The sequence below is a fragment of the Paraburkholderia sp. SG-MS1 genome (assembly GCF_012275575.1).
Lineage (GTDB): Bacteria > Pseudomonadota > Gammaproteobacteria > Burkholderiales > Burkholderiaceae > Paraburkholderia.
The window spans coordinates 1-14,224 of record NZ_NPIH01000252.1 but is presented as its reverse complement, the minus strand read 5'-3'; the positions used below and the strand labels follow the sequence as shown (position 1 = coordinate 14,224).

10 protein-coding genes and 1 pseudogene are annotated in these 14,224 nt (G+C 64.2%); 5 read left to right on the top strand and 6 right to left on the bottom strand.

Annotated features, from left to right (window positions below; genetic code table 11):
* Positions 1 to 232, bottom strand: a 232-nt coding sequence (locus CIC12_RS25320) for an ATP-binding cassette domain-containing protein (protein ID WP_168668119.1), incomplete at its 3' end; no start/stop codon positions are given.
* 177 nt (positions 233 to 409) lie between these two features.
* Here CIC12_RS25320 and CIC12_RS25315 point away from each other — a divergent pair.
* Positions 410 to 2,875 (top strand): AsmA family protein, encoded by a 2,466-nt coding sequence (locus tag CIC12_RS25315; RefSeq protein ID WP_168668117.1) that lies wholly within the window; start codon positions 410 to 412, stop codon positions 2,873 to 2,875.
* Positions 2,875 to 3,009, top strand: coding sequence for a hypothetical protein (locus CIC12_RS33700; RefSeq protein ID WP_274597576.1), 135 nt, complete (start codon positions 2,875 to 2,877; stop codon positions 3,007 to 3,009). Before CIC12_RS25315 ends, CIC12_RS33700 begins: the two co-directional genes overlap by 1 nt.
* Positions 3,010 to 3,170: 161 nt before the next feature.
* Here the strand turns inward: CIC12_RS33700 and CIC12_RS25310 are convergent, their stop codons facing one another.
* Positions 3,171 to 3,662, bottom strand: coding sequence for a hypothetical protein (locus tag CIC12_RS25310; protein ID WP_121318306.1), 492 nt, complete (start codon positions 3,660 to 3,662; stop codon positions 3,171 to 3,173).
* Positions 3,663 to 4,050: 388 nt separating this feature from the next.
* Here CIC12_RS25310 and CIC12_RS25305 point away from each other — a divergent pair, with 388 nt between their 5' ends.
* The 3 genes from CIC12_RS25305 to CIC12_RS25295 all read left to right on the top strand — a co-directional run bounded on the left by CIC12_RS25305 (position 4,051) and on the right by CIC12_RS25295 (position 8,351).
* Positions 4,051 to 5,658, top strand: a complete 1,608-nt coding sequence (locus CIC12_RS25305; RefSeq protein WP_168668115.1) for a sensor histidine kinase — start codon at positions 4,051 to 4,053, stop codon at positions 5,656 to 5,658.
* Between the two features lie 104 nt (positions 5,659 to 5,762).
* Positions 5,763 to 6,266 carry a response regulator gene (locus CIC12_RS25300; protein WP_168668113.1) on the top strand — a complete coding sequence of 168 codons (504 nt, stop codon included), beginning with the start codon at positions 5,763 to 5,765 and terminating at the stop codon, positions 6,264 to 6,266.
* Positions 6,267 to 6,377: 111 nt separating this feature from the next.
* Complete coding sequence (locus tag CIC12_RS25295; RefSeq protein ID WP_168668111.1) at positions 6,378 to 8,351, top strand: hybrid sensor histidine kinase/response regulator; 1,974 nt, start codon at positions 6,378 to 6,380, stop codon at positions 8,349 to 8,351.
* Between the two features lie 126 nt (positions 8,352 to 8,477).
* Here CIC12_RS25295 and mscL read toward each other — a convergent pair whose 3' ends face one another.
* The 4 genes and pseudogenes from mscL to mfd all read right to left on the bottom strand — a co-directional run.
* Entirely contained in the window at positions 8,478 to 8,924 is a 447-nt protein-coding gene (gene mscL / locus CIC12_RS25290) for a large conductance mechanosensitive channel protein MscL (RefSeq protein WP_168668109.1), read from the bottom strand.
* Between the two features lie 90 nt (positions 8,925 to 9,014).
* A pseudogene (locus CIC12_RS25285) lies at positions 9,015 to 10,048 on the bottom strand (threonine/serine dehydratase).
* 69 nt (positions 10,049 to 10,117) lie between these two features.
* On the bottom strand, positions 10,118 to 11,353 hold the full coding sequence (gene argE / locus CIC12_RS25280; protein WP_168668107.1) for an acetylornithine deacetylase: 1,236 nt from the start codon (positions 11,351 to 11,353) through the stop codon (positions 10,118 to 10,120).
* 167 nt (positions 11,354 to 11,520) lie between these two features.
* On the bottom strand, positions 11,521 to 14,224 hold a 2,704-nt coding region (mfd, locus tag CIC12_RS25275), incomplete at its 5' end, for a transcription-repair coupling factor (protein WP_168668105.1).

Genomic DNA, 14,224 nt, shown 5'->3' with positions numbered 1-14,224 from the left:
GAATTGCGGCGCGTTCGACCGCCGCACCGTGCCAGAAGATGCGGCCCGCATCGAGCGGATCGAGCAAAGCGAGCGCGCGCAGCAGTACGCTCTTGCCCGAGCCGGACGCGCCGGTGATGGCGACTCGCTCGCCGGCGTGCAGTGCGAAGGTGGTCGGCTGCAACAGCGTCTGGCCGCGCAGCGCATCGCGCCGGACGATACCGTCGGCGAGGACGAGGGGAACATCGGTCATGAGCTCGATCGCAGTCGGAGTTGTGTCGTGGCCCGGATGACTTGCGAAGCGGCGCCGTGCCGCCGATTCGCCGTAGCCGGGTGCAGCATGATAAAACGACAACGCGATTCATCGCGAGGCACCGGGCACGATATCTGCTGCCCGGTCCATCACGAAGAACAATGACGGAGCTTCACAATGGCAGTGTCGAGCACCGGACGGCGGATCGGAAAAATCATCGCATGGCTGCTGGCGACGATTGTCCTTCTGATAGTCGCGCTGACCATTTTTATTTTGACCTTCGACTGGAATCGCGCCCGGCCTTATGTCAACGACAAGGTCACGCAAGCTATCGGCCGGCCGTTCGCGATCAACGGGGACCTGAAGGTGGGCTGGCGGCATCCGGTGGGCGAGACGGGCTGGCGCGGCTGGGTGCCCTGGCCGCGCTTCTCGGCGGCCAATATCACGGTGGGCAATCCCGACTGGACCAAACAGCCGAACTTCGCCACGCTCGATGAAATCGATTTCCAGGTCAAGGTGTTGCCGCTGCTCGCACACGACATCGTGATTCCGGCGATCAACCTCGTCAATCCGTCCGTCGATCTCGAACGTCTGCTCGACGGGCGCAACAACTGGACTTTCAAACTGCCTGCATCGAGCGGGCCGTCCGAATGGAAGCTCGATCTGCACGACATCGCATTTGCGAAGGGCAATATTGCCCTGTCCGACCAGCAGAAGAAAGTCGACGTGCAGATGGTCATCGACACGCTCGGCCAGCCGATTCCGATCGGTGAGGCGATGAAGCAGCAAGAGGCGGCCTCGCGCAGCGCGTCCGCACAGGCAATCGGCAAGGCGGGCGCGAGCAGGCTGACCGCGCAGGCGAATGCGCAGGCCGCATCGGAGGCCGCGGCGGCATCGGCGGCATCGGCGGCATCGGCGGCGGCCGCTTCGGGCGCCTCGGTGTCCGCTGTCGAGGCGTCGGGCGCCTCGGGCGCGCTGATGGCCGGCGGTTCCCGCGCGGCCAGCGAAAGCGCAGCGACATCGGGCGCGAGCGCAACCAAGGCACAGGAGAACGCAGCGGCAGGGGCGAAGCGGGAGATCCCGCCGTATGGCATCGGCTGGACCATCAAGGGCACCTATAACAAGACGCCGGTGGCGGGCAGCGGCAAGGTCGGCGGCGTGCTGGCGCTCCAGGACGCGAGCCGGCCGTTCCCCGTGCAGGCCGACGTGAAGGCGGGCGACCTGCACGTGGGCCTCGTCGGCACGATCACCGATCCCGCGCATCTCGCGGCGGTCGATCTGCGCCTCTGGCTGCAAGGCAACAGCATGGCGCGCCTCTACTCGCTGACCGGCGTGACCCTGCCCGACACCCCGCCGTACGCGACCGAGGGCCGGCTAATCGGTCAGTTCAAGTCGAGCGGCAACGTCTTCAAGTATGAAAATTTTACAGGCCGGGTCGGCGGCAGCGATCTGAACGGTTCGTTGACCTATACGGCGCGTGAGCCGCGTCCGTTGCTGCAGGGTGAGCTGGTGTCGCATCTGCTGCAGTTCTCGGATCTGGCTCCGGTGATCGGCGCGGACTCGAACGCGAGCAAGGCCAAACGCGGCGATGCGACGGTGCAGCCGAGTGGCCGCGTGCTGCCGGTCGAGGAATTCCGCACCGACCGCTGGAAGGCCATCGATGCCGACGTCAGGTTCACCGGCCGGCGCATCGTCAAGACGGCGGACCTGCCAATCACGGACCTGTACACGCATGTCGTGATGACCGATGGGGTCCTCTCGCTGGAGCCGTTAAAATTTGGCGTGGCGGGCGGCTCGCTCGCATCAGACATTCATCTGGACGGCAGCGCGGTGCCGCTGAAGGGGCGCTTCTCGACCTCGGCGCGGCATCTGAAGCTCAAGCAGCTGTTCCCGAATTTCAAGACGATGCAGAATGCGCTCGGCGAGATCAACGGGGACGCCGCCTTGACGGCGACCGGCAATTCGCCGGCGGCACTCGCGGCCACTTCAAACGGTGAAATGAAGACGCTGGTGACGGACGGCACGGTGAGCCGTCTGCTGATGGAAGCGGCGGGGCTGAACGTGGCGAACGTCGTGTATGAAAAACTGTTCGGCAATCGCGACGTGAAGATCAACTGCGCGGCCGCCGATTTCGTCGCGACCAACGGTGTGCTCGAATCGCGCATATTCGCACTCGATACCGACGACGCGGTGATCAACATCGACGGGACCGTCAATCTGCGCGACGAGACGCTCGACCTTGGCGTGCATCCACATACCAAGGGCTTCCGCGTGTTTTCGCTGCGCTCGCCGCTGTACGTGAAGGGCACCTTCAAGGATCCGCATGTCGGCGTGAACGCGGCGGCGCTCGCGCTGCGAGGCGGCGCGGCCATCGGACTCGGCCTCATCAATCCGTTCGCCGCGCTGATTCCGCTGCTCGCGCCTAGCAACAACAAGCCGCTGCCGTGCGCACAGTTGCTTGCGCAGGTTCGTCAGGCGCCGACGGCGCCGCCGCCAGGCGTCAAGCAGAAGCCCAAGGCGCCGCTGTCTCTGGAAGGCGCACCGGTCAACAAGTCGGCGGGCGGTGCGTCGTCTCCCGCCGCGGTGAACCGGAAGCCCGCTGTCGTGTCGCCGGCGAGCGCGGCCGAATATAAGGGGAGCTGATGTTTTCCATGCTACCGGTGCTGCCCGCGGACTGGCTGAGCTGGAGCTTCGGCGGCGGCCTGTCGTTCGTCTTCCTATGGTTGATCAGCGTGCCGCCTGCGCGGGGCCACGCCGACGATTCGATCAGGGAGTAACGCACAGCGGCACGCCGCCTGTGGGGCGCCACAGGTCAATGCGGCGCCGGATATGGCTAGTTCAACTGAAGAGATGGGATACAGCGCCACCTGAACCAAACCAGTGGCGCTGCCGGATGCGACAAGTACGGGAATGAACCGCCGGCGCTATCGCGACGTCGCTACCTGAGTGAGCGCGGAGTGGCATCGCCCGCGGCGTCCTGTCGACGCACACCTCGACGCGAACCGACTCGCGTGGCGCCGAATTCCGTGAGAATCTTGCCGCGCGCGCGGCTGGCGAAGACAAGGAAGCCGAAGCCGTCCGCCTCGTACCAGTACCCGCCGTTCTCGAGCCCGTCGAGCGGCTGTTCCAACGCATTGGTGATGGATTCGATGCAGCGGCGCCTCAATTCGGCGGGCGCCGGATAGGGCGGTTGCGCGCCGCGCACGCTGCACAGGAGCACGTCGAGCCCGGGCAACACGTGGGCATACAACACCGGCTCGTCTTGTGCACGCGCACGCGCAATCTTGGTGTCGAGCTGGCCGAACGGCTTGAAATGCCGCAGTACCGCGAGGAACGACTCATCGCCGTCCACCTTCGCGCGTCTACGCTTTTTCGGGAAGGACATAAAAATTCGCCTGAAAAAGAATTGCAAGAAACGCTGCGTCCTCATGCGACAACTCCCGGCTTCGCGCGCCGCACGTCGATCTTTTATAGCATACGACAAGGTCGGATTCACGATGAATCGACGACTTTGCCGCCTCATCGCCTCCCGCACGAATCATGCCGAACCGCCTCGCCGCGCGCTTTCGCATCCCAACACATCTGTTTCCATCATAGACGCACGAGCCGCTGAAAAAACATCCAATAACAATAAAAAAGTCATTTTTATGTGGGCGAGCGCATCTTGCAGTTGCGTTGAAATATCTTGCGTTCACGCCGATAATGGCCCGGCCGGCTGCATTGCGCAGCGCGCGAGGTGTTTGCCTCTGGCGCGTCAGCGGGGCGCGCGCAACCGGTGCTCGCGAGCCGCCCCGGCTCGAACGACCCTTCGGGCGAACATGAAATTATTCACGAAGGGTCTGCTGCTGATTGCAGTGCCGAGCGTGGTCGAGCTGGCGCTTCTTGGCGTCGTCTTCGATACCCAGGAGCAGACAGCGCAGGCCGCGCAGTGGGTCGACAACAGCAAGCAGATCCTCTATCAGTCATCGGCCCTCGTCGATCCGCTGCTGCGTCAGGCCGCGCGAGTGCGCACGGCCATGGCGACCCGCGACGCCTCGCTACTGGAGCGTCATACGGTATGGGTCGACCTCGGCGACCGTCTGTCGAAACTCGACGCGCTGGTCGCCGCCACGCCGCAGCAGGTCGAGCGCGTGCGCAACATGCAGCGCGTGGTCGACGCCTATCGCGCGCATACGGTTGCCATTTCGCAGGCGCTGCACGAGGGGCGCAGCCTCGCGCCATTCATTGCACAGGAAACCGGCGCATTGCCGCAACAGATCGTGCTGTTTCGCGACGAGCTCACCGCGTTCGACAACGAGGCCACGCGGCTCGATGCCGACCGTTCGGCGGCGCTCGCACGGCGCCGCGAGCGTCAGCAATACGCGCTGATTGCGGCGGTGTTGGGGNTGCTGATCTGGGCGGCCACGGCGGCAGTGTTCGCGCGCAGCATCGGGCGGCGCCTCGAAGTGTTGACCGGCAATGCCGAGCGCCTTGGCAACGGCCGGCCGCTCGCAGTACCGCTGTCGGGCAACGACGAAATCTCGACGCTCGACGCCGTGCTGCATCAAACCGGTGCGCGTCTGCGCGACGCGGAGAACAAGCAGGCCACGCTGAAGACCCGGCTCGAGGCGCATGCGCTGGCGCTCGCGAGCGTCAACGAGGAACTGCGTCAGGAAACACAAGACAACGAAATGTTCATCTACAGCGTGTCGCATGATTTGCGCTCGCCGCTAGTGAATCTGCAAGGCTTTTCGAAGGAATTGCAGGTGTCGTGCGACGAACTGGATACCATCGTGGCGCAGGCCGGATTGCCGCAGGCGCAGCGCCGGCGCATGGCGCATATTCTCGACGGCGACGTGCGCGAGTCGTTGCACTACTTGCGTACGGCGGTGACGCGGGCGGCGTCGATCATCGACGCGCTGTTGCGGATTTCGCGCGCGGGCCGCCTCGAATATCAATGGCAGCGGGTCAGCGTTGGACGCGTGGTGGGCCGCGTGGTCGACGCGCTGCGGGGCGGGATCAGCCAGCGCCAGGCGGTCGTCACGGTGCGCGAGTTGCCGCCCGCATGGGGCGACCCCGCCGCGGTCGAGCAGATCTTCAGTAACCTGATCGGCAACGCGCTGAATTTTCTTGACCCGGCACGTAGCGGACGTATCGAGATCGGCGCGCTGGAGCCCGCATCGGTCCATGAAACCGAGCCGCGCGCGGTGCGCATGCGCACCTATTACGTCCGCGATAATGGCCTCGGGATACCGGCTGCGTATATGTCGAAGGTGTTCCGCGCGTTCCAGCGTCTGCACGGCGAGGTCGCGCGCGGCGACGGCATCGGGCTCGCGGTGGTGCGCCGCACGGTGGAGCGGCATGGCGGGCGAGTGTGGGTCGAGTCCGCCGAAGGTGCGGGATCGACGTTCTTCGTCGCGTTGCCCGAACAGCCGATACGCCTCTGACGCGGCACGGGGGCGCACGGCAACGGTGCGGACATGACGGGCGTGACACACGTGGCGGACATGAAAGGCCGCATGGCTGGACGAATGAATAGCACGGAGCGCATATGAGTCACGGGGAAACGGTCAGTATCGTGCTGATCGAAGACGACGACGGCCACGCTACGCTGGTCGAGCGCAATCTGCGCCGCGCGGGCATATCGAACGGCTTCGTGCGTTTTCGCGACGGGCAGCAGGCTCTCGATTATTTCTTCGGCCCGGCGCCGCCCGAAGGCGCAGGCGGTTCGACGCCGAGCCGCGTCGCTGACATTTATCCGGCGTGCGGGGACCTGACAAATTTCGTCGTGCTGCTCGATCTGAAAATGCCGCGGGTCGACGGCTTCGAAGTGCTGCGGCGTCTGAAGGAATCGCCGCGGACCGCCTCGGTGCCGGTCATCGTGCTGACCACGACCGACGATCCGCGCGAAATCGCGCGCTGCTACGAGCTCGGCTGCAACGTCTACATCTGCAAACCGGTCGAATACGATGCGTTCATCGAAGCGGTGCGCCGCCTGGGCTTCTTCCTGCAAGTGGTCAAGCTGCCGCCCGGCCATCGGCTGGATGCGCCGTGATGGCGGGCTTGCGCGCGTGCGTGTCCGGCGCAGCCCGAAGCTGCCCCAAAGCCGCTCATGACAAGATAGAGCAAGCCGACAGACCAACCCATCAGCCAGAGAACAGTTCGCATGACCGAAGAAGTGTCCACGCCGCACGCCGCCTATGTGCTCGTCGTCGATGACGACGAGGGCATTCTGCGGCTCGCGCGCAAGTCGCTCGAACGCGCCGGCTGCCGGGTCGCAATCTGCGCGGGCGCGGATGCGGCCCGCGCGCGGCTTGCCGACGGCGGCCCCGATCTGCTGGTGCTCGACTACCAGTTGAGCGGACCGGAAACCGGACTCGACTTCTTTCGCCGCTTGCGCGCGGAAGGCGTGCGGATTCCCGCGATCCTCGTGACCGGGTTTACCGACGAGTCGCGCGTGATCGAAGCATTGCGCGCGGGCGTGTCCGACGTGGTGCCGAAGGCCGGCGATTACCTCGATTACCTGCCGGAAGCCGTCGAGCGCGTGCTGTCGCAAGTGCGCCTGCAACGAGCATCGGACGAGGCCTTGCTGCTGCGCGATCGCGAGCAGCATTACCGCACGTTGTCCGAAGCATTGCCGCACCTCGTGCTGACATGCAACGCGGCGGGCGACTGCGATTTTCTCTCGAAGCAGTGGTGCGACTACACGGGGCTCTCCGACCACAGTTCGTATGGTCTCGCATGGCTGGACGCGGTGCATCCCGACGATCGCGAAGCGATCCGCCGCAGTTGGCTCAAGGCGGTGGCGAACCCGACCGGCGATTATCGGCGCGAGATGCGCATTCGCCGCCATGACGGCGAATACCGCTGGTTCGACACGCGTGTGGTGGCGGTGCGTGACGCCGAACGCAACGTCGTCAAGTGGTTCGGCAGCTGCACCGACATTCACTCGCAGCGCGAGGCGATCGAGGAACGCGAGCGGCTGCTCGCATCGGAGCAGGCGGCCCGTCAGACCGCCGAAGAAGCGAACCGCGCGAAAGACCGCTTCCTGGCGATGCTGTCGCATGAATTGCGCACGCCGCTCACGCCGGTGCTGGCCGGCGCCCGCGTGCTGGAGATGATTCCCGATCTGCCCGACCAGGCGCGCAACAGCGTGCGCATGATTCGTCGCAACGTCGAACTGGAAGCGCGGCTGATCGACGACCTGCTCGATCTGACGCGCGTGGCGAACGGCAAGCTGCGGCTGTCACTCGAAACGGTCGATGTGCACGACGTGATGGACAGCGTGCTCGAACTGTTTCGCAGCGAGATCCAGGTCAAGCAGCAGGACGTGCACGTCGACAAGCGGGCGACCCATCATTACGTGCTGGCCGATCGCGCGCGCCTGCAACAGATGCTGTGGAACCTGATTCGCAACGCCGCGAAGTTCACGCCGGACGGCGGCCATATCTACGTGCGCACGCGCGACGAGCGCATGCATGTGCAGATCTGCGTCGAGGATACCGGCATCGGCATCGAGCCGGGACAGATCGGCAAGCTGTTCAACGCGTTCGAGCAGGGCAGCCAGAACATGACGCGGCAATTCGGAGGGCTGGGTCTGGGCCTCGCGATCACGAAAGCGTTGACCGACGTGCACGGCGGCACCGTCACCGCGCAGAGCCCCGGCGCGCACTGCGGTGCGACCTTCACGATCACACTGCCGACCGCGGCGCCGCCATCGGGCGTGCAACCGGTCGCGGCTCAGGCCGCGGTGCATGCGGGCGGATTGCTGACCATCCTGCTCATCGAGGATCACGTCGATACCGCCGAGGTGATGGCGCAACTGATCCGTGGCTTGGGTCACGACGTGACCGTAGTGGGCCGGGTCGACGATGCGCTCGCCGCCACCCAGCAGCAGGCTTTCGATCTGATCGTCAGCGATGTCGGCTTGCCGGACGGCACGGGCCTCGATTTCATCAAGGCGTTTCGCGAACATTCGGATGCGCCCGCCGTCGCGCTGACCGGCTTCGGCACCGATGAAGACGTGCGCCGCTGTCTGAGCGCGGGCTTCACATCGCATCTGACCAAGCCCGTCAATTTCGGCCAGCTCGAGACGATGATCGAAAGCGCGGTGAATCTGAAGGCGCGAAAGCAGGCATGACGCGTGCGCCGCATGAGCGCGTTGTTCCAAGCTCATGCAAAAGAGAAAGGCCTGTGGCGACTCTTGTCGCCACAGGCCTTTCTTTTGGCTGGATGCGGCGCACTGAATGTGCCGCATCGGTAGGGTTCAACGTGGGGAATTCTTCAGCGAATCGCGGATTTCGCGCAGCAGCAGCACGTCTTCCGGCGTCGGCGGCGGTTCTGCCGGTGCGGCTTCAGCCGGCTTACGCAGATTGTTGATGAACTTGACCATCAGGAAAATGATGAAGGCGAGAATGATGAAGTTGATGAGCACCGTGATGAACGAGCCATAACCGATCACCGCGACGCCTGCCGTCTGCAGGTCTTTGTATGAAGTGGGATTGCCGTGATAAGTGGGCGGAATCTCGCCGAGGCGAATGAACATATTGGAGAAATCGAGACCGCCGGTGGCAAGCCCGACGATCGGCATGATCAGGTCTTTGACAACTGAATTTACAATGGTGGAAAAAGCGCCGCCGATAATCACACCGACCGCGAGATCCATCACGTTGCCCTTGAGGGCGAATTCCTTGAATTCCTTGATCATGCTCATAGAGGTTCCTCCCAGATATCAATAGCCGCATGATACCAACCTGAGAAGGATAGGCCAGTGTTTTGGCCCGGGCTGCGCCGACGAATGTTTCTATTGAGGAAACTGTGACGCGCTATGGCGTGCACGCTCGAGATGCGCGGCAAAACTGACCGGGTCGGTATTGGTGCCGCACAACAGCACGCCCACGCGCTTGCCCTGCAACGGCTCGCGCAGCGGCCCAAGCAGCGCCGCGGTCGCCGCCGCGCATGCCGGTTCCACCGCCAGCTTCAGTTGTGCGAAGAGGATCAGCATGGCCGCGCGCAACTGGTCGTCGGAGACGGTCACCAATTGATCAATATGACGGCGGCACAACTCGTAGCTGTATTCCTCGGTATGCGGCGACATCAGCGAATCGGCGATGCTATGCATGTGGCCCATCTTGACCGTGTGATTGGCGGCGAAACTCTTGCTCATCACATCCGATCCTTCGGGTTCGACGCCGTACACATGCACATTGGGATTGGCGAGCCGCATTGCCGTGGAGACGCCGGCGGCAAGACCGCCGCCGCCGACCGGCACGATCACCGCTTCGAGGTCGGGCGTTTGCGTGGCCCATTCGTAGCCGAGCGTGGCCGAGCCCAGCACCGTGCGATAACCGTTGAACGGATGCACGAAATAGCGGCCTTCTTCAGCTTCGATACGGCGCACCAGTTCGAACGCCTCGGCAATATCTTCAGCGAACACGATGTCGCCGTGATATTGCCGGCACAACGCGACACGCGCCGGATTGGCCGCGCGAAACAACACAACTTTGGCGCTGATGCCCAGACGCATGGCCGCATACGCGAGCGCCACCGCATGATTGCCACCCGACACGCACGTGACGCCCGCGCTGCGTTGGGTTTCATCGAGCGCGAGCAGGTTCGTGAACGCGCCGCGCGCCTTGAAGCTGCCACCCGCCTGCAGCAGTTCGAACTTGAAATTCACCACCGTGCGCTCCAGCGATGAAAAGTCGAGCCGGTCGAAGACGGCGTTCGCATGACCCACGGCGTCAACGCAAAATGCTGTGTGGCGATGTCGTCGAGCGTAGGGATCGGCTCGCCGTCGATCGTGTGGTCGGTGTGCTGCGGCGTGGCGGTTGACATGGCGGGAGCGTGTTGTCCTTCGGTGAGAATAAGACCGGTTTGACGCAGGAACCGTTCCGCCGCGCCGTTTCAGTGAGCGCTTGCGCTGACCGACATGCTGCGGATGAATTTCTGCAGGAAGCGCTCGCAGCCCACCAGCTGCTCCAGCGCGACGAATTCGTTGGCCTTGTGCGCCTGCTGGATGTCGCCCGGGCCGCATACGATGCTCGGAATGCCCGCCAGCGAAAACAGCCCGGCTTCGGTGCCGTAAGCGACTTTGCGCTTGTCCTGGTCGGCGGTCAGGGCACGCACGAGTTGCGTGATGGCCGCTTGTTCAGATGAATCGAGGCCGGGCGCCGCGGCGATCTTCGTGATCTCGATGGCCGCCGACGGATGTTCGCGCAACATCTTCGGCAACAGCGTTTCACGCGCGTATTGATCGATGCGCGCGAAGATCGGTTCGGGATCGAGCGTGGGCAGATTGCGGAATTCGAACTGGAACCTGCATTCGGCCGGCACCGTGTTGATCGCGTTGCCGCCGCTGATCGTGCTGGTTTGCGCGGTGGTGAAGGGCACGTCGTACAGTTCGTCGAACGGACCTTGCTCGCGGAACTGATCGGCCATGTCGCGGATGTAGCAGATCAGACGCGCAGCGTACTCGATCGCGTTCAAGCCCTTCGGCGTCAGCGACGAATGCGCCGCCTGGCCGCGCACGCAGCACTGGTACGCGTTGATGCCCTTGTGCGCCACGATCGGGCGCATGCTGGTCGGCTCGCCGACGATGCAGCCGTCTGGCTTCACGCCGCGCTTCATCAGGTCGGCGATCAGGAGCGGGGCGCCCGCGCAGCCTACTTCTTCGTCGAACGACAACGCCAAGTGAATCGGTTTCGCGAGCTTTGCGCGCTGCATCTCCGGCACGAGCGCGAGCGCCGCGCCGATGAAGCCCTTCATGTCGCACGTGCCGCGGCCGTACAGCTTGTCGCCGCGAATTTCCGGCTTGAACGGATCGCTGTCCCATTGCTGGCCGTCCACCGGCACGACGTCGGTATGACCCGATAGCACCACGCCGCCGTTCGTTTCGCCATCATGCGCGGGAATGGTGGCGAACAGGTTCGCCCATTTGCCGCCACGTCCGTCGTGCGTGAGCGTGGCTTCAATACCGGCGGCGCGCAGTTCGTCGCGCACCGTTTCGATCAGGCCGAGATTCGGATTGCGGCTGACCGTGTCCATCGACACGAGACGGGTGACCCACGGCAGCGAAATGGGAGAGGAGTCTGAAGCGGAGGTGGAGGGTGAGGATTGCGCCGATTCAGCGACTTGAGACATGACAAGACTCCAGCATTTGAGTCTTTCGATCATACCCAAAAAAAATGCGCCCGTATGCTGCGGCGGCCATTGGCGCACCGCAGCATGCACATAAAAAATGCAGCACGTCCCCCCATTTTCTGACGCGCGACGCTAACGGCGAGGCGTGCGGAAGGTGGGTAACCGACTCAACGCGCGGCAGCAGCGGGCGCCGTGCCGCGGCTCGGCGCGCCGAGCGCGCGCAAGGTCTCCTTGACCGTCGCGACCCGCACCGCGAGATCGGGGCTGCGCGTTTCGATACGCAGCTTGTCCTGCCCCGCGAGCTTGATGTGCTTGTGCTTCTGGACCATCTCGATGATCCGCATTGCGTCGACCGGCGGATTGGGGATGAACTGCAAGCCGATCACCGCCTCGCCCGCATCGATCTTCGATATGCCGAGCGGCTTCGCGGCGAGCCGCAGACGATGCGTCTCCACGAGCGCATGCGCCTGGGGCGGCAACTTGCCGAAGCGGTCGATCAGCTCTTCCTGGATGCCATCGATCGAGTCGTTGAGTTCGCAGTTGGCAAGGCGCTTGTAAAGCGACAGGCGCTCCTGCACATCGCCGCAATAGTCGGCCGGCAGAATGGCCGGCGCGTGCAGATTGATCTCGGTGGTCGCGGCGAGCGGCGCGGTAAGGTCGGGCTCCTTGCCTTCCTTGAGCGCCTTCACCGCATCGTTCAGCATGTCGGTGTAGAGCTGGAAACCGATTTCGTGAATCTCGCCCGACTGCTTGTCGCCGAGCACTTCGCCGGTGCCGCGAATTTCGAGGTCGTGCATCGCCAGATAGAAGCCCGAGCCGAGTTCCTCCATCTGCTGGATCGCTTCGAGCCGGCGTTGCGCCTGCTTGGTGAGCCCTTGCGGATCATGCACGAGCAGATACGAATACGCCTGGTGATGCGAGCGGCCCACGCGTCCACGCAACTGATGCAATTGCGCGAGGCCGAACTTGTCGGCGCGATGGATCAGGATCGTGTTGGCGCTCGGCACGTCGATGCCGGTTTCGATGATCGTCGTACACAGCAGCACGTTAGCGCGCTGGGCGACGAAGTCGCGCATCACGCGTTCGAGTTCGCGTTCATGCATCTGGCCGTGCGCGACCGCGATGCGCGCTTCGGGCACGAGCGCTTCGAGCATCTGCCGGCGGTTCTCGATGGTTTCGACTTCGTTGTGCAGGAAGTAGACCTGGCCGCCGCGTTTCAGCTCGCGCAGCATCGCTTCGCGAATCACGCTGTCTTCCTCGCGACGCACGAAAGTCTTGATGGCGAGGCGCTTTTGCGGCGCGGTCGCGATCACCGAAAAATCGCGCAGCCCTTCGAGCGCCATGCCGAGCGTACGCGGGATCGGCGTGGCGGTGAGCGTGAGCACGTCTACTTCCGCGCGCAGCGCCTTGAGCGCCTCTTTCTGACGCACGCCGAAGCGGTGTTCCTCGTCGATGATCACGAGCCCGAGCCGCTTGAACTGCACGTCCGACGACAGCAGCTTGTGCGTGCCGATCACGATGTCGACGGTGCCTTCGTTGATCTGCCGGATTGCCGCGTTGACTTCCTTGGTCGACTTGAAGCGCGACAACTCCGCGATGCGCACCGGCCAGTCGGAGAAGCGGTCGGTGAAGGTCTGCGTATGCTGTTCGGCGAGCAGCGTGGTGGGCGAGAGCAGCGCCACCTGCTTGCCGCCCATCACCGCGATAAACGCTGCGCGCAAGGCCACTTCGGTCTTGCCGAAGCCGACGTCGCCGCATACGAGGCGATCCATTGGCTTGCCGCTTGTCATGTCGCCGATCACGGCGGCGATCGCTGCGGCCTGGTCGGGTGTTTCCTCGAAGCCGAAGCTCTCGGCGAACTTCACGTAGTCCTTCGGTTCAAGCGGGAACGCATGGCCCGAACGCGCGGCGCGGCGCGCGTACAGATTGAGCAGCTCGGCTGCGGTGTCGCGAATCTGCTGCGCGGCTTTGCGTTTCGCCTTTTCCCACTGGCCGGAGCCGAGCGCGTGCAGCGGCGCGCTTTCGGGATCGGCGCCGCTATAGCGCGAGATCACGTGCAATTGCGCGACCGGCACGTAGAGCTTGCTGTCACCCGAATATTCGAGGTGCAGGAACTCGGTCTCGCCTTCGCCGAGGTCCATCGTGACGAGGCCCATGTAGCGACCGATACCGTGCTGCGAATGCACGACGGGGTCGCCCACTTTCAGCTCGGACAAATCCCGCACCATCGAATCGACGTTGCTCGCCTGTTCCTGCCGGCGACGCCCCGCGCGCCGCGCGAGCGGCCCGTACAACTCGGTCTCGGTGATGATCGCGATGCCGTCGGCCGGCACGGCGAAGCCGTTGGCGAGCGGCGCGACGCCCAACGAAAAACGCGCGTCGCCGAGCAGCCAGTCCTGAAAGCTGTCGCTCGAGGCGGGCTTCAGATGATTGTCGGCCAGCAACTGCAGCAGCGTCTCGCGCCGGCCCGCCGACTCCGCCGCGAACAGTACGCGATTCGGCGTGGTGTCGAGATACGCGCGCAAGGCCAGCACCGGATCGTCGGCGTGGCGGTCGATCGCGAGATTCGGCAGCGGGGTGGACCAGCCGCCGCCCGCGTTGGCGGGCAGCGCGAGCCGCGCGAACGGCTTGGCGAAAGCAAAGAAATCTTCGTCCGACAGGAACAGCCGCTCCGGCTCCAGGATCGGCCGGTCGCGGTCATGCGACAGGAAGTTGTAGCGCTGCTTCGTGTCGTTGGTAAAGCGCCGGATGGCGGCGTCGAGATCGCCGACGAACGCGAGCTGCGCGCCTTGCGGCAGGTAGTGGAACAGCGTCGCCGTCTCGTCGAAGAAGAGCGGCAGATAGTATTCGATGCCCGCCGACGGCACGCCG